Genomic DNA, 26,402 nt, shown 5'->3' on the forward strand with positions numbered 1-26,402 from the left:
GACCATTACAACGTCCAAAAGAACATAGCAACAATTTTCATGCCAGCTGTCAGACTTTAGCGCTGAACAACAAGCTGCTCGCATCATTCAAACTATTGGCCAACTTCAGGACTTCTTCGTTGGGGATCTGACGAATCACCTCACCGGAGTCACTGGCAATGACCTTGACGACAACCTTGCCAGAAGGCTCGTCGATAGAAAATTCCAGGTTACGTTTGACCGATTGCACAAACTCTTCAATTTCCTTAATGGCCATTTTCAGTTTGTCCTGCTCGGTTTGCGCACTCTTACTCTCTTCCTTGACAGTCGGCAGCGCCACAACGTCCGCTCGAGGCTTCTCCACAGGCTTGTCAGCAACAGGCGTTGCCGGCTTGGCCGCAGGATAAGACAAGTTCAGCTTCACGCTCATATCCATGTCCATCACCTCTTAAAGTAAAAAGCGAGAGAGCACGACCAGCGCACTCCCCCGCCAAAGCTTAGTCAGCTATTACTGAAGCAGCTTCAGTACAGCGGACGGCAGTTGGTTGGCCTGTGCCAGAACTGCGGTGGAAGCTTGTTGCAGAGTTTGTTGCTTGGTCAGCTGTGCAGTTTCAGCAGCGAAGTCGGTATCTTGTACGCGACCCAGTGCAGCACTGGCGTTTTCGTTGATGTTCTGCAGGTTGGAGATGGTGCTGGTCAGACGGTTTTGTGCAGCACCGAGGTCAGCACGGCTGGAGTTGATGGTTGCCAGAGCCTTGTCGATCGCGTCGATCGAAGCCTTGGAGCTGGCTTCGGCGGTGGTGCTGTTGTTACCGGTAATGGCGATAGCACCGGAGTTAACACCCAGGGTGGTAGCGTCGAAGCCGCTGGCCAGAGTGATGGTGATCTGGTTGGTAGCACCGGTGTTGGAACCGACCTGGAAGGTCATGGTGCCAGCAGTACCGTCGATCAGGTTCTTGCCGTTCAGGTTGGTCGACTTGGCGATACGAGTCAGCTCGTCCGACATCGAAGCGAATTCTTTGTTCAGTGCAACACGGTCAGCAGTACCGTTGGAGTCGTTTCGTGCTTGAACGGCCAGTTCACGCATACGTTGCAGGATGTTGGTGGATTCCTGCATCGCGCCTTCAGCGGTCTGAGCGATGGAGATACCGTCGTTGGCGTTTTTGATCGCCATGGTCTGACCGCGGATCTGCGAAGTCATACGGGTAGCGATTTGCAGGCCGGCGGCGTCGTCTTTTGCGCTGTTGATTTTCAGGCCGGAAGACAGGCGAGTCATCGAAGTCGACAGAGCGTCGGAAGCACGGTTCAGGTTCTTCTGAACGTTCAACGATGTGACGTTAGTGTTTACTGTTAAAGCCATGACGAATTCCTCGTTGGTTGGGTACTGCGGCTTCCGGCCCTGGCAACCGCCGGGTATGGCCTAGAGAACCTTCGTAATAGTTATCGTCGGCAATGCAAGTTGCTTTAGGGGATTTTCAAAAAATTTTGCCATCAGCGTGCCACCCCTCGTAAATCAAGGGCTCGGCGTTCTTAAGCCGTGGAAAAATGACGCCAGAAAAATGCCGGAGAGGGCCCGAGCGAGGAGGTCGCCCGGGCAGGCAGGAAATATTTCAGTCCGTCGAGAGGGAACACAGCACTTCAACACATTCGTATTGCAGGTAGTCGGCCAGGGCCAGCCAGTTTTGTTCTTGCTGGCATTCGAACATCAGGCCAAGCAACGCCCCCCAGTCCTGGCGCTGCTCTTGCGACGCGCTATCGATCACCGGCTGGATCGCCCCCATCAACTGGACCATGGTCATGGCCGCCTCAACATCACGCCCCAGGCGAAAGCCCTGGGCGCATTGCTGCAAGCGGGCGATCAACCCTTCGATTTCGCTCATTGGCTGAACTCCGGATGATAGGTCGTCCCGGCGATCATCGCCCCGTCCCGACTGCTGTTATAGAAGCGCACCCGCGGATGACCGGCGATAAAGCGCTCCAGCTCGCACAGGTAACTGCGGAAATTGAGCTGGGTCCTGACCCGCTGGCCATGCCCATCCAGCACCCAGTGCCTGGCCGCGCCCAGCTGCGGCCCCAGCTCACCGTCGAGCCAGCCGGCATGCGTTTTGTTCATCGGGAAGGCAAAGTCGGCACCGAACAGGGTGACCTGCTCGGCGCCCATTTTCACAGCCAGGTCCACCGCCGGATGAATCACGCTGCCACCGACATACAGCTGTGCCTTGGGCAGTTGCTCGCGCATCCGCGCATAAATCGGGCTGGCGGAATACCCGACATAACGCGGCCCCTGCCAGAGCGCCAGAATCTGCGGATCGACCATCGGCAGATAAACCAGGGTGATGGCTGCCGATTTTTCTGGCGGCAGGTGCAGGCCGGAAATCCGGTGATCGATACTGACCACAATGTCCGGCTCGATCCCCTGCTTGAGCAGCGGCCGGTAGGCGGTATCGACACAGATAAACAGAGGCCGCCGGGCTTGGGCGCGAATCTCGCGCAAGCGCTCGAAATGCCGTTCCAGGCTCGGCCCGGTGGCAATCACAAAGACCTCGCGCCCCGGCTGGGTGCCGAACAACTGGGCCACGTCACTGTCACTGGCTACCAGTTCGGCACTCGATTGCAGGCGCTGGGTGACCTCAGGGGAATCGGCCACGAAATCACGGTTATTGAAGGCCAGGTGCACCTCGCTAACCAGACGATCGCGGATCTTGGCGTTGTAGTCATCCGCCAGCACCAGCTCGGACGGCAAGGCGAAGAACGGCAACTGGATTTCCGCCAGATCGCCGGCATAACCCAGTTCCACTCGAGGATCGTTCAACCAGGCCCGCTGATCGAGCAATTGCAGCACCAACGCAAACACCGCGCCGTTCAGGATATGCACCTGCAAGCGTTGCAGCGCCGGGTTTTCCAGCAGTATCTGCTGCAAGTCGCCCAAGCCGGTGCCGTACAGATGGATCACCGGGCTGTCGGCCGGCAGGCTCGCCGCCTGGGTTCGTGCTTCCGCCGTGCGATCGTGGCGGCTGGTGAGCTGAATGCCGGAAATACTCAAGGTCGAACCCAGGCCTTCGACCAGATCCGCCTGCAACCCGGCACTGTCTTCCGCCAGCAACCGTTCAAGCAGTCGTGGCCAGCGAGCCTGTATTGCCTGGGCATTGCCCTCGAAGCTTTCGCTCATGCTGTCTCGCCTATCTTCATGCAAAAAAAATAGCGCTCAGGGTACACCCTGGGCGCTATTTTTGGATGCCGCGGGATCAACTCATGGGCGATAGATAATCGCCGACCCCCAGGACAGCCCCACACCGAAGCCACTCAGGGCCACACGTTGCCACTTCGATTCGAGCACGTGCTTTTCCAGCAGCAGCGGAATGCTCGACGACACGGTGTTACCGGTCTCGACCATGTCCTTGATGAACTTTTCCGGCTCGCCTTCGAAACGGCGCGCCACGGCGTCGACGATCGCCGCACTGCCCTGGTGGATACAGAACGCATCGATCTGCTCCTCCTTCAGGCCCGACTCATCCAGCAATTCGTTCAAATGCGCCGGGACTTTCAGCAAGGCAAAGTTGAACACCTGACGGCCATTCATGAAAAACACCCCATCGGTGACTTTCAGGTGCGGGGCGCCGGAACCGTCGGTGCCGAACTTGGCCTTGCCCAGCTGCCAGGGAGCGTCTTCGCCCATCCAGGTCGCGGTCGCCGCATCGCCGAACAGCATGGTGGTGTTGCGGTCTTCCGGATCGACGATCTTCGAGTAAGGGTCGGCGGTGACCAGCAGGCCGTTCTTCAGGCCCGCGGCTTCCATGAAGCCCTTGAGCGCGTAGATGCCGTAGACATAACCGGAGCAGCCCAGGGAAATATCGAAGGCCGCGACGTGAGTCGGCAGGCCCAGCTTGTCCTGGACGATGGCGGCGGTGTGCGGCAGGCCTTCTTCGTCGCCGTTCTGGGTGACGACGATCAGCGCGTCGATCGACTCGCGCGACAGTTGCGGGTTGTTGGCGAACAGCGCATTGACTGCTTCGACACACAGGTCCGAGGTTTCCTGCGTGGCGTCTTTGCGCGGCAGGAAGGCCGAACCGATCTTGCCCAGGATGAACTCTTCATCCTTCTCGAATTTTGCACCTTGTGCGTAATTGTCTACGCCGGCTACAGGCACGTAGCTCGCAATGCTCTTTATGCCAATCATTACGGCTTCCCAATAATAAACAGCTGAATACCCCGACCACCGGGACCGGGGCTGCCGACAAACAGACATCCTGGCGCCCCTGACGGGCGACAGCGGGAAGAATAGAAGGCTATCACTGCACCGTTTACCGGCCAGGCGCCATCTCCCCGGTCAATACAATACAGTGAAGATGCGCGTTATGACTCGCAGGTCACGCTATTTTGCCGAATCAGCCATACAAACGGCTATTCGACAAATGCCCAATCCAGTGCGGTGCCGCGCTTGAGGGCCTGGCGCGCGCAACGCCCGAGGATCGCGTCGATGTGCTTGGGGGCCAGCCCCAGGCCCGGACGAATGGCCCTGACGTTATCGCCGCTGAACACCTCCCCCGCCGCCATATCGCGGGTGACATAGAGGGAACGGCGGTACAACACCGATTGCCGCTCGGCCTCGGTCGCGCCGTAACGCACCTGGCCCAGAGCCTGCCAGGCACGTTCGGTTTCCACCACCAGGCTGTGCAGCTCCGCCGGCTCCAGGGAAAAACTCGCGTCCACCCCGCCGGCGGCGCGGTCGAGGGTGAAGTGTTTCTCCACCACCGTGGCGCCCAGCGCCACGGCGGCCACCGAAACCCCGACGCCCATGGAGTGGTCGGACAAACCGACCTCGCAGCCGAACAGCTCGCGCAAATGCGGGATGGTCAGGATGTTGCTGTTCTCCGGCGAAGCCGGGTAGGTGCTGGTGCACTTGAGCAGCACCAGGTCCTTGCAACCCGCCTCCCGGGCGGCGCGCACGCTTTCGTCCAGCTCGGCGATGCTGGCCATGCCGGTGGAAATGATCAGCGGCTTGCCGGTGGCCGCGACCCGACGAATCAGCGGCAGGTCGGTGTTTTCGAAACTGGCGATCTTGTAGGCCGGCACGTCGAGGCTTTCGAGGAAGTCCACCGCGCTCTCATCGAACGGCGTGGAGAACGCCAGCATCCCCAGCTCCCTGGCGCGGGCGAAGATCGACGCGTGCCACTGCCAGGGTGTGTGGGCCTTTTCATACAGGGCATACAGCGAGGAACCGGCCCAGAGACTGGCCGGATCCTTGATGAAGAATTCGCCATGCTCCAGGTCCAGGGTCATGGTGTCGGCGGTATAGGTCTGCAACTTCAGGGCATGGGCGCCGGCCTTGGCCGCGGCCTCGACGATCTGCAGGGCAACGTCCAGCGACTGGTTATGGTTGCCGCTCATCTCGGCAATGATGAACGGCGGCGAGCCGGCGCCAATCGAGCGCGAGCCGATCTTGAAACTAGTCATTGGGGTTTTCCTTCGATTCACGCGTAAATTCGCCGGTGGCCGGATCATCCCCGGTACGACGCAATGGATTGCGGGTCATCTCGAACAGGGCCGCCGCCACCCGCGATGCGCCCTGCCCGTCGACCAATTGCCGGGAGCGTTGCGCCAGGCTCTGGCGCTGCGGGTAATCGCCGACGAGCGCCGCGACCGCCTGACGGATCTGCTCGACGCTCACCTGCTCGCTGGGCCCCAGGTAGACATGCATGCCTGCCTCGGCCAACAGCCGGGCATTGGCCTCTTGATTGCCAGCGACGCTGATGCACAGGGTCGGCAGGCCCAGGGCGGCGCGCTCCCAGCTGGTGCCGCCGCCGGCACCGATAAACAGGTCGGCCTCGGCCATCAAGCGGGAAAAGTCGCTGACATAGGCGTGCAAGCGCCAATGCCCGCGACCGGCCGCCAGTTCCTGCATCTGCGCCCAGGCCGGGTTACCGGCCCCGGCGACAAAATCCACCTCCAGGCCGTCGAACGCACTCAAGGCCAGCATCGCCTGGTATGTCTGGCTGGCCGCATCGAAACCGCCGAAATTCACCAGCACCCGATTCGCTCGCTCGCGAATGGCGATCGGCGGGCAGCGGAACTCCTCGCGCAGCAAGGCGAAGTGCGGCCCCAGCAGCGCCCGGCACTCAGCGTCGATCAGGCCGGCGTAGGCCTGGGGCGTGCCGCTGAAGTTCTGGTCGAGTAACAGATCAACGGCATGCCGTCGATTGGCCAGGTCATCGATGGCGGCAATCCGCGGCGCCCATTGCCGCGCCGCCTGCTGCCACTGCCAGTCGAGGCCGTAGTGATCGACCAGCACCCAATCGAATCGCGGTTGATCCTGCAACGCTGCCTGCAAGGCAACGATATCCGCCTGCCAGGGCAGCGGCGCCTCGATGTCCTGCGCGCATTCACCCGGATAACTCGCCGGCAGGGCGAACGTCAGGAAACCCAGCTCGGCCAGACGATCCAACTGCTGCCCGGGCAAGCTTCGGCAAGCGAATGCCACTGTGGCGCCCTGCTCGCGCAACGCCCTGGCCAGGGTCAGGCAGCGGGCGATATGGCCGCTGCCAATGGCCGGCGAGGCATCGGCCCGGATCAGCACCCTCACTCCAGCTCTCCACCGGCTTTTAGCGCCGCGTACAGGTACTCCGCGCGCAGCCAGTCTTCCTCGGTGTCGATGTCCTGCACCAGATGGCGCGGCAGGATCACCGGCAGGCTGAGCGGGGAAAACACCAGGTCGCCGCGCAGCCAGGCCTCGCTGCGCCCCCAGTAGAACTGCCCGGCATCCTGATAGGCCGGCGGCAGGTCCTGGGAGCGCGTGTTGCGAAACTCCGGATAAAGTGAGGTCAGCGCGCCCTGCTCGTCGAGGGTCAGGGCCCGCTGCACCGGAAACGCGAAGCTGCACACGGAAAACGCGAAGGACTTCTCAGGATGAGCCTCCAGCGCCGCCAGGCCCTGGCGCAGGTAGCGCAGCTGCAGCAAGGGCGCGGTGGCATAGATGCAGCAGGTGTAATCGAAGGTCTCGCCACGCTCGCGCAACGTATTCAAGGCATGCACGATCACCGGCCCAGTGCCGGTGAAATCGTCCGCCAGCTCGGCCGGGCGCATGAACGGCACCGTGGCGCCGCTGGCCCTGGCCAGCTCGGCGATCTCCGGGTCGTCGGTACTGACCAGCACCTGATCGAACAACCCGGAGCGCAGCGCCGTCGCAATCGAGCGGGCAATCATCGGCACGCCGTCGAACGGCTTGAGGTTCTTGCGCGCGATGCGTTTGCTGCCGCCACGGGCGGGAATGATGGCGATGGCACTCAAGGCTGGGCGGGCTCCTGGATAAGCTGGCGCAATTGCTCGACCACATACGTCTGCTGCTCATCCTCCAGCGCCGGAAACAGCGGCAGGCTGATGGCCTCGGCGTAGTAGCGCTCGGCCTCGGGGAAATCCCCCGCGGCGAATCCCAGGTCGCGGTAATACGGCTGCAGATGCACCGGGATGTAATGCAGATTGACCCCGACCCCGGCCTCGCGCAATGCCTCGAATACCTCGCGATGGGAGCGGCGGATGCGTTCGGGTTGCAAGCGCACCACGTACAGATGCCATGCCGACTGCGCCTGCTCCTGAGCCTGCGGCAGGGTCAGCGGCAGATCGGCCAGCAGGTGGTCATAACGGGCCGCCAGCTGCCGGCGCCTGGCAATGAAAGCGTCGAGCTTGTCCAGTTGGGACAAGCCCAGGGCCGCCTGCAGATCGGTGATGCGGTAATTGAAGCCCAGCTCGGTCTGCTGGTAGTACCAGGGTCCGTGGCTGGGCTCGGTCATCTGCGCCGGGTCGCGGGTCATGCCGTGGCTGCGCAAGCGCCGCAGGTGGTCCGCCAGTTGCGGGCTGTTGGTCAGGACCATGCCGCCCTCGGCGCTGGTGATGATCTTCACCGGATGAAAGCTGAACACCGTCATCGCCGCGAATTCGCCACAGCCCACCGGCCGCCCGGCATAGGAGGCACCCACCGCGTGGGAGGCATCCTCGATCAGCACGAAGCCATAACGCTGCGCCAGCTGCGCCATGGCGCGCATGTCGCAGCTTTGCCCGGAGAACGCCACCGCCACCACCACCTTGGGCAGGCGGCCCGTGCGTTCGGCGGCCTCCAGCTTGTGCGCCAGCGCCCGGGCATCCATGTTCCAGGTGTGCGGATCGATATCGACGAAATCCACCTCGGCGCCGCAATAACGGCCACAGTTGGCCGAGGCCAGGAAGGTATTGGGCGTGGTCCACAGCCGGTCTCCCGGTCCCAGCCCGGCGGCCAGGCAGGCAATGTGCAAGGCCGCCGTGGCGTTGCATACCGCCACCCCATGGCCGGCCTCGCAGCGGGCTGCCATGGCCTGTTCGAAGCGTTCGATGGTCGGCCCCTGGGTCAGCCAGTCGGACTGCAGCACCGCGACCACCGCATCGATGTCCGCCTGGTCGAGACTCTGGCGCCCGTAGGGAATCATGCCGACAGCCCGGCATGCAGCTCGGCGATCTGGCCCACCGAGAGAAAATGCGGATTGGTGTCGGAGCGGTATTCGAACTGCTCGTCCACCGGTCGCCCGCGCTCGCCCAGGCCGTCCACGGCGAAATCGACATTGACGTTGGTAAAGCGGATCGACGGCTGGATGGTGTAGTGATCGGCGAACTCCAGGGTCATGCGCGCGTCATCCAGCGGCACCATCAGCTCGTGGAGTTTTTCCCCCGGACGAATGCCCACCTGCTTGTGCGGCAGGTTTTGCGCCATGCCACGCGCCAGGTCGACGATCCGAATCGACGGGATCTTCGGCACGAAGACTTCACCGCCATGCATGCGCGAGAAGCTGTCGAGCACGAACTGCACCCCGTGATCCAGGGTGATCCAGAAACGGGTCATGCGTTCGTCGGTGATCGGCAGCTCGCGGGCGCCTTCGGCGATCAGCTTGCTGAAGAACGGCACCACCGAACCCCGGGAGCCGGCCACGTTGCCGTAGCGCACCACGGCAAAACGGGTCGGCTGGTCGCCGGCGATATTGTTCGCCGCGACGAACAGCTTGTCCGACAGCAGCTTGGTCGCGCCATACAGGTTGACCGGGCTGGCCGCCTTGTCGGTGGACAGCGCGACCACTTTCTTCACGCCATTGTCGATGGCCGCGGCGATAATGTTTTCCGCGCCGTTGACGTTGGTGCGGATGCACTCGGTGGGGTTGTATTCCGCGGCCGGCACCTGCTTCAGGGCCGCGGCGTGCACCACATAGTCGATCCCGCGCATGGCCTGGCGCAGACGCTCGGCATCGCGCACGTCGCCAAGGAAATAACGCATGCAGGGCGCATTGAAGGTCTGCTGCATTTCGTACTGTTTCAGTTCATCGCGGGAGAACACCACCACCCGCTTGGGCTGGTATTGCTCCAGCAGACGCCGGATGAAATTGCGCCCGAACGAACCGGTGCCGCCGGAGATGAAAATCGATTTGCCGTTGAACATGCCTTGAGTCCTTTTTCCTGTCAGCCAGGCTTATGCGAGCAGCTGCGCCCAGTCGACACTGGCAGGAGCGCCAGGGGTGAAGCCCTTGCCGCTCCGGCTCAGGTTCTGGTTGTAGGCCACATCGTGCTCGAAGCGGGCCTGCCATTTGTCACGCAGCGCCGCCGCGGCCTGGGCATCGTCCGCCAGGGTGCCCGGATGGAGGATCTGCACCTGCGGGGTCCAGACCGTCAACAGCCCGGCATCGGCGACCTTCAGGCACAGGTCGACATCAGCGAATGCTTCGGCGAAATGTTCTTCGTCCAGGCCGCCGACGGCGTTATAGACGTCCTTGCGAATCATCAGGCAAGCGCCGGAAACCGCCGAATAGTTCTGTTCGGCCAGCAAGCCGTTCAGGTAGCCACTGGCGCCTTTCGGCTCACCGGCGAATGCCGCGCCCAGATGCTCGTTCAGCCCGAGCACCAGGCCGGCCGAGGTGGTCCCACCCTTGGCATCCACCAGGCGCGCGCCGACGATCCCCACTTCCGGCCGCTGCGCCTGATTGAGCAGGCTCTCCATCCAGTCGGCATTGACCACTTCGCCGTCGGCCGCCAGCAGCACCAGGTAGTCGCCGCGGGCCTCCTGGCTCGCCGCGTTGTACAGCGCCGCGCCGCTCAGGCGCTGCGGGCTGCGCAGCACGCGGATACGATCGCCCTTCTGCTCCAGGCTGGTGAGCCAGTCGGCCAGTTCTGCGGACTGGCTATGGTTGTCGGCGATGACCACTTCGTAACGCTGGTAGCGCGTGCGTTGCAGCACGCTGACCAGGCAAGGCTGCAACTGCTCCAGGTTGTCTTCGCTGCGCAGGATGATCGAGGCCAGCGGACGTTCGCCATGACCGTAGTTGATCTGGTAGACGCCGGTTTGCGCCGAGCTGACCTGGGCCCGGTAGCCACGCTTGCCCAGATGACGGGTCAACACCTGGCTGTACTGGGTGTTCTCCTCTGCTGTCGGGGCCTGGCCGAGCAACAGCGGTTCGGCCAGGTGGGCCAGGCCCGCCAGCCCGCCGTCTTCGATCAGGCGCAGCAGCAGGTCGTATTCCATGGCTTGTGGAAAGGCCGTCGAGTAGCCGCCGGCAGCCGCCAGCACATCCCGGCGAATCAGCCAGTGGCCGGCCATCATGTCCGGCACGCTTTGCAGCAGGTCGAGGTTGATACCCGGGCGGAACACATCCTTCAGCGCGCCATCGGCGCCGTAGTGGATTTCGTCCATGGCCACCGCGCGGCACCCTTGCGCGCCGAGCAGTTCCAGGCTCGCGCGCAGCAGGCCGCTGGCGGTGAAACGCTCGCCGGCACGGGCCAGGAGCAACCAGTCACGGGAGGATTGCGCCGCGACCTGGTTGATTCGCTCCACATAGTTGCTGGCGCTGACCTTGACGAAATGCACGGTGTCCTGGGCAGTGGTGGTCGCCGGCAGGTCGCCCGTGGTGAAGACCACCACCTGGAAGGACCGGCAATGGCCGTTGACCAGGCTGTCGAAGGTCGCCTGCAACTTGACCATGTCCGCGTCGAGGTCGAGCAGCAGGATGCCGAAGCTCGGCCCACCGTTGTGCCGGGCCAGGTGCTCGTTGATCGCCTTGAGCTGTTGCGCCTCGGGGTTGCGCGCCTCCAGCCACTTCAGCAGGCGACCCGAAGGCATGTTCTCCAGCAGCCCCGGGCCGTCCTGGAAAGGCACCGACGCCAGGCGCTCGGCCCAGGCCTGCAATTTGCGGGCATCGTTCTGTTCCTCGGAGTCCTGCTCCGTGGAAGCCTGCAGCGAGGCCGCCAGACGCCGGACCACCTCAAGGTTGAACAGGTTGCACGACAGCGCCTCCCACAAGCGGCTGCGCAGGGTGCGATCGGTGTCGTTGGGTTGTACCTGCATCAGTTCCTGCTGCTTGAGCAGTACGCCTTCAAGCTCCTGGAGCTGCAGGCGGCCAGCCGGCATCGCATGCATGAGGAATTCGAACTCGGTCAACAGGTCGAACATCGGCTTGTTGTAGAACGGCATCTCGACGAACTGCTCCGGGCCGAACGAACGCACCGGCTCGGCCCCGGGCTCGACCCAGGCCGAACGGAAAATCATCTTGCCATTGAGCGAGCGCCCGGTGAGCAGGCACTCGGCCATGGCCCTGAAGCTGTCCAGGGCAAGCTGCTTGGCCTGTTGCGGCCCCTGGGCGCTCAAGCCGGTGGGCAACGACGCCAGGAACCCGGCGAACTCCTCGCGCTGGGCCACCGACTTGGCGTCGCCGTAGGTCAGCACCGTCAACACATCGGTGTTGTGCTCCGAGGCGTTGTAGTTGACCTCCCGCACGGCGAACGGGATCGGCAGGATCCGTGCCTTGGCCGAGGCCAGCAGGAAGAAGGTATGGCCGATTTCCTGCCATTCGAAGCTGGTCCCCGGCGGCAGCAGGCTGTACCACTGTTGCAGCAGGTCGGTGCGGGTCACCGCGTAGAACGGCGGCAGGAAATGGCTCATGAACGCCATGACCCGCTCGCCGGCATCTTCCGAGGCGTAGTCCTCGATCACCCGGCAATCGCGCCGGTAGTAGTTCACCTCGGCGGCGCGGGCCAGGTACATCATCCCGTAGCCGTGGCACAGGCCGTAGTCAGGGTTGGCTTCGAGAAACTCCACCGACTCGGTCAGCGCGCCATGCAGCAGGAAGTCGTCGTCGGCGGCAAACACCATGTACGGCGTCGTCACCTGCCCGACACCGTAGGTCAGCTTGTCCTGCAGGCCCTTGTAGGTGTACTGCGGCAGATGCCGGTAGTCGACCTGGGGGAACTGCCCGGCCAGGCTTGCGTCGGCGTGCAGCGAAGAGTCCAGCACCAGGATCTTGCAGGGGTAGGTGCTGTAGTACTGCAAGGTGCGGCGCAAGAACGCCTTGCGATTGTGGGACATCACCACCAGCGTGAAACGCTCGCTCAACGGTGCGCTAGTGTTTTGAGCCTTGTCTTGAACCTGCATCAGTGTTTCCCCACAACCGGCAAAGTGCTGTTACCTGCAAACCATTGAATTCAACGAACGCGACGCAGATAGCCATCCGGCGCCACGGTGATCAGCAGCTTGTTCTGCATCTGGTAGTCGATCTCGAAGTCGCGGTTCTCTTCCAGGTACGCCCAGACCGCGGTTTTCGGGTTGTCGCCCGGGCCCCATGGACGGTCCGGGAAGAAGTCCGCCGGCATATCCTCGACCACGGTGTCCATCACCACGCAGTAGCTGTCCACCGACACCAGCGGCGCATACAGGCGCAGCTCTTCGAGCACGTGCTCGTGGGTGTGGTTGGAGTCCAGGACCAGGATGACTTTCTTGCCCGCGGCCGCGGCACGCACCTGCTCGGCAATCGCCGGATCGATACTCGAGCCTTCGATCATCTTGATCCGCTTGCTCATCGGATGGCTTTCGATGGCTTCGCGGTTATGGGCGCGGATATCCAGGTCGATGCCCAGCACTTCGCCGTGGCCCTGCAGTTCGAGCAGCGAGGCGTAGTAGATGATCGAGCCGCCGTGGGCGATGCCGCATTCAATCACCAGGTCCGGCTTGACCCGCCAGATGATCTCCTGCATGGCCATCATGTCCTGGGGCAGCTGGATGATCGGGCGGCCCATCCAGGAGAAGTGATAGCTGTACTTGTGGCCGGCGGACTCGTTGAAGAAGTCGCGCGCCAGGCCCTTGAGTTTCTGGTCTTCGCCCTGGGCGCGGATCTGCGCCTGACACTCGGCTTCGAAGGCTTGGATAATGCTGTTGTCGGTCATGGTCGGGTCTCAATAAACGTCATTGGAACGAAGCGCTGTCGACTGCGTGATAGACATAACGCCCATCGGTCATGCGCTTGATTTCGTCGAGATAGTTGGAATTCATCACAAACAGGTTGGCGCCCTCGGGCAAGGTCGCCATGACCTCTTCGGGGGACGACACGCGGGCGCCGCTCAGGGGCAGGTAACGGCCCTGCTTGGCCGGATTGATATCCACCACCTGGTCCACCGAAACGCCCGCGCGCTGCAGGAACAGCGAATAGATCACGCCCTTGGACGACGCGCCCCAGATCGCCGAACCCGCCTCGGGCTGGGCCTGGATGATCTGCTTGGCGCGCTCGATGCTGGCGGTGAAATCCAGCGGCATCTCCAGGCGCTCGACCGCTGTCTCGCCCGGCTCACGCAAGGTGCCGAGGTCGGCCACCACGTACAGGTACTGGCCGCCGAACAGGTGACCGGCTTCGTGCACGGTGCCGAACATCCGCCGCAGGTCATCCAGGCGGAAGTAGTTCACATGCTCGTAGAACACGTCGAACCAGGCGCGATGCTCGACGATCCAGTCGAAGCACGGTACTTCGATGTAGATCTGCCCGCCCTGGTTGGCCTCGGCCATCTCCGCCAGGAACGCCCGCGGGTCGGCGATATGCTCCAGCACATGGCGCAACACCACGGCATCGGCCGACAGGCCCAGGCCACGGGTAAAGGGCGCCTTGATCACATCGGCGTTATCGCCCTCGTAGGCCGGGTCGATACCGGTAATGCGGTAGCCCCGCTCACGCAGCAGTTCGAGGAAATAGCCCTTGCCGCAACCGACCTCGATCAACTCGCGGCCCTTGAAATGCCGGGCGATGATGCCCTCGACATCCTGCAGGTGGCGCTGGAACTGCGCCGAGTGGGCCTGCTCGTTCTGGTAGTCGCTGTCGTAGCTCAGCTTGTCGGGGTCGAAAGCCTGGTTGAAGATCAGGCCGCTCTCCTCGTCCTGCACCAGCACCATGTCGGCAGAGGCCGACGCCCTGGCGCTCTGCGCGTCGGCGAAGGTGCGGTTCTGCAGCACCGGCAGGTCCATGACCCGATACAACTCATGCCCCATGTTCTGCTCCCAATAGTTGTTGCAGGCGCTGGTTCGCCCCCCAGAACGCCATGGGCTCATGGGCGGGATAGGGGTAATGCCCCAGGTTCAGGCGGATCATCGAGCCGCGCTCGCGCACCCGTCGTTCGACCAGCGCACGAACCGATATCGGCTGGCCGCTGGAACAGTTGACCACCCCGGAAAAATCCCGCCGTTGCAGCAGCGCCGCAAGGCTGGCGGCGGCGTCCTCGATGGCCAGGTAATCGCGCAGCTGTTCGCCGGCGGACATGTCGAACACCGCATCGCCGGCGTCGATCGCCCGGTCCAGGGCGGCCAGCAGGCTGTTGGGGTTCTGCCCAACACCATGCAGATAGAACAGCCGCGCCCATTGCAAGGTGAAAGGCAGCTGCTGCTGCAGGTTTTCCAGGAACAGCCGCAGGCTGTGCTTGGCCAACCCATAGGGATTGCTCGGCTGCGCCGGTGTCTGCTCGTCGAGCGGACCGCTCTGCATACCGTATTCGAAACAGGTACCGGTGATCATGACCTGGGGCACGCCCGCCTCGACCGCGGCCTTGATGAACCGGTAGTCGGCCATCAGGTTGTGCTCGAGATGGAACAGCGCCTTGTAGTTCGGCAGCCCCGGCCAGGCCAGGTGCGCCAAGGCATCGACGCCCTCGACCAGGGAGGCGATATCGCTATCGACGGCATGCACGTCCGCGGCCACCCGCTCCACCGCTCCAGCCCAGGGCATGGCGGCCAGCTTTTGTGGATCACGGGCCAGCGCCCGCACCTGGCAGCCGCGGGCCAGCAAGGCGGCGACCAGATGCCGGCCGACAAAACCGCTGGCCCCGGTGACCAGTACCTTCAAGCCACTCACAGCAGCTTCAACTCGGGCACGGCGATCACGAAACGTCCGCCCCACTGGCGAACGTGGGCCAGCTGCTCGCTGACTTCCGCCAACAGGTTCCACGGCAGCACCAGCACATAGTCCGGGCGCTCGCTGTCGATACGCTCTGGCGCGACCACCGGAATCCGGCTGCCGGGCAGGAACTTGCCCTGCTTGTGCGGGCTGGCGTCGGCGACCCAGGCCAGCAGGTCCGGCTTGACCCCGGCGTAATTGAGCAAGGTGTTGCCCTTGGCCGCGGCGCCGTAACCCACCACGCGCTTGCCTTCGGCCTTGGCCTGGAGCAGGAAGCGCAGCAGCTCATGCTTGATGCGCTCGGCGGCCGGCGCCAGGGTTGCGTAGTACTCGGGGGTCTTCACGCCCGCGTCGAACTCGGTTTGCAACTGCTGCTGCACCGCCGGTTGCACGGCGCGGCGTTCGCCGTCCTTGCGCTGGACGAAAACCCGCAGCGAACCGCCATGGGTGGTCAACTGGCTGACGTCGAAGACTTCCAGTCCGTTGCGCTCGCACAGTGCCTGCACGGCGGTCAGGGATAGATAGGAATAGTGTTCGTGATATAGGGTGTCGAACTGCGCGCCGGCCATCAGCGTCAGCAGTTGCGGGAATTCGAAGGTGGCCACGCCGGTCGGCTTGAGCAGCGTCGCGAAACCACCGAGGAAATCGTTGATGTCCGGTACATGGGCCAGCACATTGTTGGCCGCCATCAGGTCTGCCGCCCAGCCTTGGTTTTTCAGCTGCGCGGCGGTGTCGCGACCGAAGAACAGCTCACGAATCTCCAGGCCTTTTTCCCGCGCGGCTTGCGCGGTGCTGCGGGTCGGCTCGACGCCCAGGCATTTGATCCCGCGAGCGGCCACGTACTGCAACAGGTAACCGTCGTTGGCGGCGACTTCCACCACACGGCTGTCAGCCGTCAAGCCAAAGCGCTCGACCATCTCGGCCACATAGCGCTCGGCGTGGGCCAGCCAAGTGCTGGAGAACGAACTGAAATAGGCGTATTCGGCATCGAACAGGCTTTCGGCGCTGGTGTAATCCTCGGTCTGTACCAGCCAGCATTGCTGGCACACGGCAACCTTCAGCGGCACCCATTGCTCGGCCTGTTCAAGACGCTCGGCATGCACATAGGCGTTGGACGGTGGTGAGGTGCCGAGGTCGATCAACGGCAGGCTCAGCGGTGCGGCGCACCCACGGCAGTTCATAGACGCACTCCAGCAAAGTGTTGATCGAGCGCGGGATGGCTGGAATCCCGGGCCGACAGATTATTGACAGGCAACGGCCAGGCAATCGCCAGCCGTGGATCATTCACCGACAGACCGCCCTCGTGCTCCGGCGTGTAATCGGCGCTGTGCAGGTAGAGCAGCTCGGCGTCGTCGGTGAGGGTCTGAAAACCGTGGGCGAATCCGGTCGGGATCAGCAGGCTGCGGCCATCGCCGGCCTTCAAGTGCTCGGCGTGCCAGTGCAGAAAGGTCTCGGAGTCCGGACGCAGATCCACCGCCACATCCCACACCTCGCCGCGCAGGCAGGTAATCAGCTTGGCTTCCGGCGCATTGGCGTTCTGGTAATGCAGACCGCGCACACTGCCCTTCTCGCGGGTACAGGAATGGTTGATCTGGCGGATATGAAACTCGCTGCCGAATGCACTCAGACTGCCTTCGCAGAACAGCCGGGCGAAGTGTCCGCGCTGATCTTCGAAGCGTTTGTGCTGGACGCTGAACAGCCCGGCCAGCGGCAGCTGTTTCAAGGAAAACTCGCTCACAGCGCGCCCCGGTACAGGTTCAGTTGGGTGAGGGTCACAGCGCGCATATCGTCGCCACGTTGCCAGGCCAGGTGCCAATCCAGGGTCTGCGCCAGGCATTGCTGCAGCGACCAGCGCGGTTGCCAGGCCAGCAGCTGGCGTGCGCGGCTGCTGTCCAGGCGCAACAGGCCGGCCTCGTGCAGGTCGCTCGGTTCGATGCGCAAGCCGGGGGCCGCCGGCCAGCGCGCGGCCAGCAACTCGACCACTTCGCCGACGCTGCACATGTCCGCTTCGCTTGGCCCGAAGTTCCAGGCCCCGGCGAACTGCGGCCCTTGTTCGTAGAGCCCGGCGGCCAGTTGCAGGTAGCCGGCCAGTGGCTCCAGGGCGTGCTGCCACGGGCGCACCGCCTGCGGGTAGCGCAGGGTTACCGGCTCGTTGGCCGACCAGGCCTTGAGCACATCGGGAATCAGCCGTTCCGGGGCAAAGTCGCCGCCGCCCAGCACGTTGCCGGCACGCGCGGTGGCCAGGGCCAGGCCGTGTTCGGCGTACTTGTCGGCCGGGAAGAATGAGGCGGCATAGGACTGCGCCAGCAATTCGCAGCACGCCTTGCTGCTGCTGTAGGGGTCATGCCCACCCAGGGCTTCGTTTTCGCGGTAGGGCCACAGCCATTCCTGGTTGGCGTAGACCTTGTCGGTGGTCACCAGCACGCAGGCGCGCACGCCGCCGACCTGGCGGATCGCTTCCAGCAGGTTCAACGTACCCATCACGTTGCTCGAGTATGTGCCCAGCGGGTCACGATAGCCCTCGCGTACCAACGGTTGCGCCGCCAGGTGCAGGACGATTTCCGGCTGCGTCTCGGCGATCAGCTCCAGCAAGGCGCCAAGATCGCGCAGGTCGCCACGCTGGTCGTTGATGCCCTCGGCGACCCGCGCCAGCTCGAACAGGCTCGGCTCGGTCGCAGGGTCCAGGGAAAAACCGCTGACTTCGGCCCCCAGGCTTTGCAGCCACAGGGTCAGCCAGCTGCCCTTGAAGCCGGTGTGGCCGGTCAGCAGGACCCGCTTGCCGCGCCAGAATTGCGGGCTCAGTCCCATTGCTTCCATGGGGCCTCCCCACTCTGCCAGAGCTGCTCCAGGTGGTTCTTGTCACGCAGGGTGTCCATCGGATGCCAGAAGCCGTCGTGCTGGAAGGCGTGCAACTGGCCTTGCCGGGCCAGGGTAGTCAGCGGCTCGGCTTCCCACACCGTGTCGTCGGCGCTCAGCAGCGGCAACACCTTGGGCGACAGCACGAAGAAGCCACCGTTGATCCAGCCACCGTCACCGCGGGGCTTTTCGGTAAAGCCCAGGACGCTGTCGCCGTCGCGCTCCAGAGCGCCGTAACGGCCGGGCGGCTGCACCGCGGTGACGGTCGCGTGCTTGCCGTGGGCCAGGTGGAAGTCCACCAGGGCGCCGATATTCAGGTCGGACACACCGTCGCCGTAGGTGAAGCAGAAGGCTTCTTCGTTCTCCAGGTAGCGCCCGGCCCGGCGCAGACGGCCGCCGGTCATGGTTTCCTCACCGGTGTCGATCAGCGTCACGCGCCAGGGCTCGCTGTAGTTCTGGTGAACATCCATGCGGTTTTCCCGCATGTCGAAGGTGACATCGGAGGTGTGCAGAAAGTAGTTGGCGAAGAAGTCCTTGATCGCGTACCCCTTGTAGCCCAGGCAGATCACGAAGTCGTGAATGCCGTGGGCGGAGTACTGCTTCATGATGTGCCAGAGAATTGGCTTGCCACCAATCTCGATCATCGGCTTGGGCTTGAGATGGGACTCCTCGCTGATGCGCGTACCCAGGCCACCCGCCAAAATAACTGCCTTCATCGTCTCCCCTCTTGTTCGTCACAGGGCTCTGCCAAGCTGTACCGAGCTTTTTGCGGGCCTTCTGGATAAAACCTTGTGCCGTTGACGGCGCCTCGCGGATCTGCGGAAACGCTCGTTTTATGGCGATATCGAGGGGGGCTTGCAGGAAACGCGCCAGCTCCTGGGTCCCGGGTCCATGACCCTGGGGCTGTGGAATAGGCCATGGGACAGTACGACAAGAGGTGCTTGAGCGGCGAAACCTGCCCCTGAATCGCCGCCATAAAAAAGCCAGGCGTCTAAGCCTGGCTGGTTGTGTTCCCGCACCCCATCAATCCGGCAACCACCCCTGCAGCCATAGATTCAGGTTGTTGCCCCGCAGCATGTAGTCGCGCAGGACTTCTTCGCGCAGCGCATCGCCCATGCGGTAGCTGGCGTCGGGGTCGGCCAGGTGCATGCGGATCGCCTCGATCCACTCCTGGGTGCTGTTACTCACGACCTTGGTACACGGCAGGTAGCCGCGATAGGCCTCGGTGTCGGTGCAGATCACCGGGTAACCGCAGGCACCGTATTCCAACAGGCGCAGGTTGCTCTTGCAGTCGTTGAAGATGTGAAACTCCAGCGGCGCCAGGGCCAGGTCGAGGTTGAGGCTGGCCAGTTTGAACGGGTAGGCCTGCAGACTAATGACGGAGTGGAACTCATGGACATAAGGCCGCAGCTCGTCCGGACACATGCCGAAGAACACCCACTCGACTTCATTGGCCAGCTCACGCACCACATCGACAATAATTTCCAGGTCGCCGGTGTGGCTGGTCCCTCCCCCCCAGCCTACCCGTGGCTTGCTCGAGGTGCCGCGGCGGCTGGTCAGACTGCCCCAGGGATCGACCGGCAGCATGTTCGGCACGATCCGGATATCGCTGTGCATTCCCGACAGCGTATCGGCCAGAGGTTGCGTGGTGACCACTACCCGATCACACAGAGCAATGCTCTGGCGCAGCATTTCTTCGGTATTGACCGGCGTGTTGCGCGCATGGGAGTTTTTCTTCGGCGCGCTGATCACGTAGTCGTCCAGCTCGAATACCCTCAGGGCACTGGAGTAGTTTTTCATACGCTGGATATCGCTCTCCGCGCCGCCGCTGTAGCGACATTGCAGAATGATCGAATCGGGGGACAGGCGCTCAATCTCCACACTCGACGGGGACTCATAGGCGAACCGACCGAGCAGCCGTCCTTCCTCTTCCAGCGCCATGAGGGGCGCGGTCACCCGGTAATGGCCCACTGCCGTTTTGGTTACCGGCAAGCCGAGCACCAGCGGCAAGGCCCGGGTCGAGAACGGGTTCCAGTTGTCGCGCAGCCCCACCTCCAGGCTGAAGCTGGAATACCCCAGGCTCAGGGCCGGGTTGTAGGCCGGATCGCGGGCGACCAGAGGCATCCAGCGGCGATAGAAGGTGTCGTGCTCGCGCTCCTGTCGCTCCAGGGCTCCTGGCTCTTGCGGCGCCTGCTCGACGGGCGCCAGCATCAAGCTGGCATAGGGCGTCCAGACCACCAGGTAACCGTCGCGGTTGACCCGCAGGCACAGGTCGACATCACTCAGCCCCCGGGAATAGCTGACCTCATCCAGCTGGCCGACACTGTCAAAGACTTCCTTGCGCACCATCAGACAATCGCCACTGACCGCACTCCAGCTCTGCGGCACCTGCAAGCGCTGCATGTAACCGCGGGCGCTGGCGGCCTCGCCTTGGAACGGCGAACTGGCAGCGCCGGCCAGGCCAAGGATCAGCCCCGCATGCACAATCGAGCCGTCCAGGCCGAGCATCCGTGCTCCCACCACGCCGACTTCCGGCCGCCGGGCGTGATTGAGCAGTTCGTCCAGCCAGTCGCTGGAGCAGATCAGGGCATTGGCGCTGAGCAACAGCAGGTATTCGCCGCGCGCCTGTTGCGCTGCGTAATTGCGTACCGCCGCCTCAGTGCCGCTGCCGGCGAACGGCAACACCCGCAGCATGTCGGCGCCCAGCTGCGCCATCGCCTCCAGCCAAGCGGCCATGGCCGGGTCGCGGCTGCCGCCGTCGACGATCAGGATCTCGTAATGGCTGTAGGCGGTCTTTTCGATCAGGCTTTCGGTGCAGCGCTGCAAGGCCGCCAGCGAATCGCCGGCCTGGATGATGATCGACACCAGCGGCCGCTGCGGGAACAGGTAGTCGATGTGGTTGAGCAGCGGCAATTCGTCATGACGAATCCGGTGCTCGACGCCGATCCTGTCCAGATGCGCACCGACCAGGCCGGCGTTGCCCTCGATCACTTCGGGCAGCGACAGCCAGTCGGCGAAATTGTATGGGCTCTCGACCTGGATCTCGGCAATGTGTCCGATGGTCTGTGGCCCCGCCTCTTCCACCAGGCGCCACAGCACGTCATGGGGGGCCAGTTCGCCGAAGGCCGGATCGAAACCGCCCAGAGCCAGAAAACGCTCGCGCTCGAATGCCAGCGTCCGGCCGACATAGGGGTAACCGCGCATCAGGTCCAGGTTGAAGTCCGGCTTGAACACCGGATCGCTGGACTCGCCCTCGATCCGCGCGCCTTCATCGCTGTAGATGCACAGCGCGCCCGGCGTCGCGGCGATGCGCTCGGCGAGGATCAGCAGCGCCGATTCCTGGAGGAGGTCGCCGGCGCGCAGCAGGTAAAACCAGTGGCAACCTTCCAGCTGCGGCACCAGCGCATTGAGCTGCTGCGGCCACGGTGTTTCCAGTGGCAGTTGCAGCACGCGTTCGTGCTCCGCGCATTCGGCATTGGACAGGACCAGGATTGCCTGCGGCGCATACAGCTGCTGCGCCAGGCTTTGCAAGGTCGACTCCAGTGCCACACCATCCGCATCCACATCGATCACCACGGGCACGATCTGCGGTCGCGCTGACCAGCTGGCGATACGCTGTGGCAGATGGCGTTTCTCGGTCTCGCTGAAACGCCGGATCGCCAGCCACTCCTGGTAGAAGTCGGCATAACTTTCGCTCTCGCCGCCGACCCGACCACTGACCACAGTGTTGCGGTTGCCGAGCACCCGGGTCACGCAGAGTTCGTCCCACTGCCAGGATGGCTCGGACATTTTTGCCAGGTCGACGCAACGCACCCAGCCCGAGGCCGGGGCCGACTCGCCGCTGCGCGCGGCGAGCATCTGCGCCAGCCAGTCCCATTCGATCTTCTCCGCCCGCTGCATTTCCGGCTGCTTGCTCAAGCGTTCCGGATACAGGCGCTCGGTGCTCAGCACAGTGTTAAGTAGCGCCAGGTTGCCACGCCGCATCAGGCACACGAACAGCGCCAGATCCAGCAACGCGAGGAAACCTGCGCCCTCCTGGGTCAAGGCTGGCAACAGCTCGAGCACGTCGGCGCGACGCATCAGGGTCGAACTGAAATTGCCAAGGAAGTTGCGTGGCGTGCTCTCGAGGATCGCCAGCATGTCGTCGCCCTTGAGCATGGCGTCGTTCGGCGACAGCCGGGCGTTCTCGACCCGCGGCGGCAGAATGAAGTTACCGGCATCGCTCATCATGCGCAGGGCGCAGACCAGATTGATCTCGGGATGATCGACCAGCACCTGGGCCTGCAGGGCGATGCTCGGGGCGAACAGGCGATCGTCGTCACAGAGGATCTTGATCAGCTCGCCCCGCGCCTCTTCGACACAGCGCAGCAGGTTCTTCTGCAGGCCCAGGCGTTGCGGGTTGCGCAGATAACGCACCGGATGGGGAGGCTCTACGATGGCCTCGACCACCTCACGAATCTCGTCGCCGGCCGAGTCGTCGCAGATGACGATTTCGACCCGCTCCCAGGTCTGGGCCAGCGCACTCTCGAACGCCTGGCTGAAGAAGCGCGGATTGAAGGCTGGGATGACGATGCTGACTAGAGGGCGTTGATTCACGGCGGGAAACTCTCGAGCGGCGGGCCCGGCCTGGTCAGGCGCGGGCCCCGGAACCGCTTAATGAAGACGGTTGACGGCTCGACGGCGCGGCCGCGCTCACAGGAGCGCGACCGGCTCAGGCTCAGACCTTGTTGAACAGGCCCAGCTGGGCAATCTTGCTGAAGGCCAGTTGCGAAGCTTGCAGCATGGTCTGTTGCAGGGTCAGGCGGGTCATCACCTCGGCCGGGTCGGAATCGCGGATCGCCGACTGGGTCTGGGTGTTGGCCGCGCTCAGGCTCAGGTTGGTCTCGTTCTGGATATCCAGCGCCGAACCCCGGCCGCCGATGTCGCTGACCGCGCTCGCCACCTGGTTGGCGCCGCTGGCCAGGTTGGCCATCCCCGCCTGCAACCCGGCATTGAGTTTCTGGATGGCGACCGGATCCCCGTTGGTCGGTGTATTCAGCACCGTACGCAGCTGGCTGATGGTATCGAGGACGTTCTGGGTCTGGTGGTTGTTGACCGCCACCACATACTGGTCGCCCGCCGCCGGGGTACCGCTGAAGGTGAAGTTCACACCAGACGCGGTGGCGGTGGAGCCGGCCATGGTGCCGGTGGAAACCGGCTTGCTGTCAGCAGTCAACGGCGACGCATACAGCTCGTAGTCGGTGGCGCTGGTGAACTTGAGGATCGCACCGCCGCTCGGGAAGCTGGCGTTGTAGGCGTTGTTGTTACTGACGCTGGCACCAGTCACGACCGCGGTCGACGGGTTGCCCGGGCTGCGCGAGACATTGAAGGAGTCGGGCTTGGCCGCCAGGGTGAAGCTGTGACCGGCGATCTCCGTGTTCGGGGGGGTGGCATCGCCGGGTTTCAGGTTGATGCTCAGGCGCAGATCGACGCCACGGAAACTGACGGTCTGTGCCTCGGCGCCCTTGCTGGAGGAGAAGGAGCCATTCTGGCTGGCCTCGGACGTCACGTCGTTGCCGGCGCTGTCGGTGATCTTGAACTGAGTGCTGCTGAGGAAGCTGATGGTGTACGGCTCGCCGCTGCGGAACTCGCTGTTGTACTTCGGATTCGAAGACACCTGGCCGTTGGACAGCGTCACCCGACCGTCATCCACTGCCGGGGCAGTCATGCTGACCTGGCTGCGGCTGGTGTTGATGGCTTGCTGGAAGGCGGCCCAGCCGGTGGTGTTGGTGGCCATGGACATGGTGTCGCCCACTGGCAGGTTCAGCGTGGTCTGGTCGCCGTTGTAGCTGTAGGTGCCGTCGGAATTGCGGGTGAACGGCACGGTGTCGCCCTGGGAACCGGCAAAGATGTATTTGCCGTTTTCGTCCTGGGTGTTCATCAGGCTCAACAGCTGCTCTTCGATCTGCGCCAGTTCGGCGGCATTGGCCTTGCGGTCATCGTCGGTGTAACCGGCGTTGCCGGCTCCACTCGCCAGTTCCTGGGCACGTGCCAGAACGTTGGTGATGCTGGTCAGGACCGATTCGGCCTGGCCCAGGGATGCCTTGATCGAGGTGGTGTTGGCCGAGTACTGGCTCAACAGCGAAGCCTGCTGGCCCAGTTGCAGCAGGCGCGAGGCGCCTACCGGATCGTCGGCCGCGGTGTTGACGCGAACCAGGCTGCTGGCCTCTTCGCTGCTCTTGACCACATTGGCGAAGTTCTTCTGGTAGTTGGCAGCCGAGGACTCGTAAAACTGGGCGGTGGAAATACGCATGGACTACGACTCCTTAAAGGCTGTTGATCAGGGTGGCGAAGGTTTCCTGCGCCGCCTTGATGATTTGCGAGGACGCGGTGTAGTACTGCTGGTACTTGACCAGGTTGCCGGTCTCTTCATCCAGGTCGACCCCGGACAACGAGTCCCGCGCGCCCTTGGCGTTGGCCAGGATCGCCTCGGTGGCCGCACTGTCGAGCTTGCCCTGGCTGGCCTTGGCACCGACGTTCTCCACCAGCTTGCCGTAGGCGTCGACCAGGGTGATGCCCTTGCTGGCCGAACCGGTATCCACGGTCTGCTTGGTCTGTAGCCCCGCCAGCGCGATGCCGTTGCGGTTGTCGGTGGAACCGGCGCCGTTGAACTTGACGTTCAGTCCTTCGCCGTCCTTCGGCGAGCCGGCGACGCTCATTTCCACGGTGAAGGTTTTCTGCACCGGCGGTGTGCCGCCGTCGGTGATCGGGTTGCCGCTGGCATCGACCATCTTGATCTGCAGGTTCAGCGTGTTGTTCTGCCCCGGTACGATCGAACCGGTGCCCATCAACGTGCCCTTGGCATCGTAGTACTTGTAGCCCTGGCTACCGCCCGCGGGGGCGTCGAAGACCAGCTTGACCGGTACCGAGTTCTTGATCGCGGTCTGCATCTCGGCGTTGGCGGCCGAGTTGTAGATGTCCAGCGCCGGCTTGACTGTCGGCAGGCCTGGAATGCTCAGCGAACCGGTCGCCCCTGGCAGCACTTCGGCATTCAGCGGCGCGGCGATGGCCAGGCGCTTGGCGTCGGTCAGTTCGGTCTTGATCGTGGTCGCCGCGTTGCGGGTCGGGGTGATCTTGAAGCTGTCGCCGGCGCTCATAGCCCCGCCGTTGAGGCTCAGGGTGAAACCGTCGATCACCGGTGGCGGCGTGGTGGTGGTGCTGAACGCGCCCAGGCTGGTGCCGTCGGAGCGCTTGACGGTGTAGTCGGTGGCGCTGGTGAAGGTCACCTGGTAGTCGCTGATGGTCAGCTTGCCGGTGTCCTTGATGGTCACATCGAGGTTGCCCGAGCCGGCGCTGTTGTTGCCGTTGGCAATGCTGCGCTGGCTGATCAGGGCCGCACTGTTGATGTTGTTGAACAGCGCCGCGCCAAACTCGCCGTTCTTGTCGATACCTTGTCCGAGCTGGCTGTTGACCTGGTCGGCGATCACCAGGGCCACGCGCCCCAGTTCGTTCATCGCCGGGTCCAGCACCTCGTTGCGATAGCGCAACAGGCCGCCGATCTCGCCACCGGTGACCACCGAGGTCACATCGATAGTGCTCGAGCCGCGATTGAGTTGCAGCGAAGAACGGGTCGGGTCGGTCTTGCCAGGGACCACTTCCAGCTTGCTGGTGGTGTTACCCACGACCAGCGGCTGGCCGCTGCCCAGGTACAGGTCGACGCTCGAGCCGCGCTCCGAGACATCCACCTTGACGAACTGCGACAGCTGGCGCAGCGTCTCGTTGCGCGCGTCGAGCAGGTCGTTGGGCATGCCGCCGCTGGAGACTTCGGAAATCTTCTGGTTCAGCTGGGCGACAGTGGCCGCCAGCTTGTTGACCTGGTCAGCCATGCTGCTCAGGTTGCCGTTGATATTGGCGTTCTGCTCGTTCAACTGGCTGGAAACGGAATTGAAGCGGTTGCTCAGGGCTTGCGCGTCGCTGAGCAGCAATTGGCGCGAGGCATCGTCGGCCGGCTTGGCGTTGACGTTCTGCATCGAGGCAAAGAATTTGGTCAGCGCGCCGGTGATACCGGTGCCGCTGTCCGACAGCAGCTTGTCCACCGGGGTGATCTGGCCCAGGTAAGCGGCGGCATCGCTGTTCAGCGAGGTGGTGGTCTGCAGCTGGGCATCCAGGTAGCTGTTGTACACCCGGCGCACGTCGGCCAGGGTAGTACCGCTGCCGATGAAGACGTTGCCGTACTGGTTCGAAGCCTTGCTGCCCTGCACGGTCTGCTGGCGCGAGTAACCGGCGGTATCGGCGTTGGCGATGTTGTTACCCGTGGTCATCAACGACGTTTGGCTGGCTGACAGCCCCGACATCCCGATATTGAGCAAACTCATGATTCAG

The 26,402-nt window shown here is 63.5% G+C and carries 20 protein-coding genes and 1 pseudogene; all 21 read right to left on the minus strand.

What is annotated here, in order from left to right:
- Positions 1 to 49: 49 nt before the first annotated feature.
- The 21 genes and pseudogenes from J4D28_RS04885 to flgK all read right to left on the minus strand — a co-directional run bounded on the left by J4D28_RS04885 (position 50) and on the right by flgK (position 26,395).
- Positions 50 to 415: a flagellar protein FlaG gene (locus J4D28_RS04885; protein ID WP_103331193.1), complete on the minus strand. Its 366-nt coding sequence runs from the start codon at positions 413 to 415 to the stop codon at positions 50 to 52.
- 72 nt (positions 416 to 487) lie between these two features.
- Positions 488 to 1,339 (minus strand): flagellin domain-containing protein, encoded by an 852-nt coding sequence (locus tag J4D28_RS04890; protein WP_009047694.1) that lies wholly within the window; start codon positions 1,337 to 1,339, stop codon positions 488 to 490.
- A gap of 250 nt (positions 1,340 to 1,589) precedes the next feature.
- Entirely contained in the window at positions 1,590 to 1,859 is a 270-nt protein-coding gene (locus J4D28_RS04895; RefSeq protein ID WP_009047693.1) for a hypothetical protein, read from the minus strand.
- On the minus strand, positions 1,856 to 3,148 hold the full coding sequence (locus tag J4D28_RS04900) for a motility associated factor glycosyltransferase family protein (protein ID WP_103331175.1): 1,293 nt from the start codon (positions 3,146 to 3,148) through the stop codon (positions 1,856 to 1,858). Before J4D28_RS04900 ends, J4D28_RS04895 begins: the two co-directional genes overlap by 4 nt.
- Before the next feature lie 81 nt (positions 3,149 to 3,229).
- Positions 3,230 to 4,156 (minus strand): ketoacyl-ACP synthase III, encoded by a 927-nt coding sequence (locus J4D28_RS04905; protein ID WP_009047691.1) that lies wholly within the window; start codon positions 4,154 to 4,156, stop codon positions 3,230 to 3,232.
- Between the two features lie 224 nt (positions 4,157 to 4,380).
- Positions 4,381 to 5,433, minus strand: a complete 1,053-nt coding sequence (pseI, locus tag J4D28_RS04910) for a pseudaminic acid synthase (protein WP_103331174.1) — start codon at positions 5,431 to 5,433, stop codon at positions 4,381 to 4,383.
- Between the two features lie 43 nt (positions 5,434 to 5,476).
- Positions 5,477 to 6,559, minus strand: a pseudogene (gene pseG / locus J4D28_RS04915) (UDP-2,4-diacetamido-2,4,6-trideoxy-beta-L-altropyranose hydrolase); the annotation flags it as partial.
- Positions 6,556 to 7,263, minus strand: coding sequence for a pseudaminic acid cytidylyltransferase (gene pseF / locus J4D28_RS04920; RefSeq protein WP_009047688.1), 708 nt, complete (start codon positions 7,261 to 7,263; stop codon positions 6,556 to 6,558). The pseudogene pseG and the gene pseF, both read right to left, overlap by 4 nt.
- The gene (pseC, locus tag J4D28_RS04925; RefSeq protein ID WP_103331172.1) at positions 7,260 to 8,432 is read right to left on the minus strand and encodes a UDP-4-amino-4,6-dideoxy-N-acetyl-beta-L-altrosamine transaminase; all 1,173 of its coding nucleotides are present in this window, start codon (positions 8,430 to 8,432) and stop codon (positions 7,260 to 7,262) included. The genes pseF and pseC overlap by 4 nt, the downstream gene beginning before the upstream one ends.
- Positions 8,429 to 9,430, minus strand: coding sequence for a UDP-N-acetylglucosamine 4,6-dehydratase (inverting) (gene pseB, locus J4D28_RS04930; RefSeq protein ID WP_009047686.1), 1,002 nt, complete (start codon positions 9,428 to 9,430; stop codon positions 8,429 to 8,431). The genes pseC and pseB overlap by 4 nt, the downstream gene beginning before the upstream one ends.
- A 30-nt stretch (positions 9,431 to 9,460) precedes the next feature.
- A complete protein-coding gene (locus J4D28_RS04935) occupies positions 9,461 to 12,409 on the minus strand; it encodes a TIGR00180 family glycosyltransferase (RefSeq protein ID WP_103331171.1) in 2,949 nt (982 codons plus the stop codon).
- A 50-nt stretch (positions 12,410 to 12,459) separates the two neighbouring features.
- A complete protein-coding gene (locus tag J4D28_RS04940) occupies positions 12,460 to 13,197 on the minus strand; it encodes a cephalosporin hydroxylase family protein (RefSeq protein WP_009047684.1) in 738 nt (245 codons plus the stop codon).
- Positions 13,198 to 13,216: 19 nt separating this feature from the next.
- A complete protein-coding gene (locus J4D28_RS04945) occupies positions 13,217 to 14,287 on the minus strand; it encodes a class I SAM-dependent methyltransferase (protein ID WP_009047683.1) in 1,071 nt (356 codons plus the stop codon).
- Positions 14,277 to 15,134 carry an NAD(P)-dependent oxidoreductase gene (locus J4D28_RS04950; RefSeq protein WP_174248215.1) on the minus strand — a complete coding sequence of 286 codons (858 nt, stop codon included), beginning with the start codon at positions 15,132 to 15,134 and terminating at the stop codon, positions 14,277 to 14,279. Before J4D28_RS04950 ends, J4D28_RS04945 begins: the two co-directional genes overlap by 11 nt.
- A 5-nt stretch (positions 15,135 to 15,139) precedes the next feature.
- A complete protein-coding gene (locus tag J4D28_RS04955; RefSeq protein ID WP_103331170.1) occupies positions 15,140 to 16,366 on the minus strand; it encodes a class I SAM-dependent methyltransferase in 1,227 nt (408 codons plus the stop codon).
- The gene (locus J4D28_RS04960; RefSeq protein WP_101281988.1) at positions 16,363 to 16,923 is read right to left on the minus strand and encodes a dTDP-4-dehydrorhamnose 3,5-epimerase family protein; all 561 of its coding nucleotides are present in this window, start codon (positions 16,921 to 16,923) and stop codon (positions 16,363 to 16,365) included. The genes J4D28_RS04955 and J4D28_RS04960 overlap by 4 nt, the downstream gene beginning before the upstream one ends.
- Positions 16,920 to 18,002 (minus strand): CDP-glucose 4,6-dehydratase, encoded by a 1,083-nt coding sequence (gene rfbG, locus J4D28_RS04965; protein WP_103331169.1) that lies wholly within the window; start codon positions 18,000 to 18,002, stop codon positions 16,920 to 16,922. Before rfbG ends, J4D28_RS04960 begins: the two co-directional genes overlap by 4 nt.
- Positions 17,984 to 18,757, minus strand: a complete 774-nt coding sequence (gene rfbF, locus J4D28_RS04970; protein ID WP_009047679.1) for a glucose-1-phosphate cytidylyltransferase — start codon at positions 18,755 to 18,757, stop codon at positions 17,984 to 17,986. Before rfbF ends, rfbG begins: the two co-directional genes overlap by 19 nt.
- A 307-nt stretch (positions 18,758 to 19,064) precedes the next feature.
- A complete protein-coding gene (locus tag J4D28_RS04975) occupies positions 19,065 to 22,637 on the minus strand; it encodes a glycosyltransferase (RefSeq protein ID WP_103331168.1) in 3,573 nt (1,190 codons plus the stop codon).
- 121 nt (positions 22,638 to 22,758) lie between these two features.
- A complete protein-coding gene (locus J4D28_RS04980; protein ID WP_103331167.1) occupies positions 22,759 to 24,333 on the minus strand; it encodes a flagellar hook-associated protein 3 in 1,575 nt (524 codons plus the stop codon).
- 13 nt (positions 24,334 to 24,346) lie between these two features.
- Entirely contained in the window at positions 24,347 to 26,395 is a 2,049-nt protein-coding gene (gene flgK, locus J4D28_RS04985; protein WP_103331166.1) for a flagellar hook-associated protein FlgK, read from the minus strand.
- Between the last annotated feature and the right edge of the window lie 7 nt (positions 26,396 to 26,402).

The organism is Pseudomonas sp. GW531-T4, assembly GCF_017349615.1.
Classification (GTDB): Bacteria; Pseudomonadota; Gammaproteobacteria; order Pseudomonadales; family Pseudomonadaceae; genus Aquipseudomonas; species Aquipseudomonas chlororaphis_I.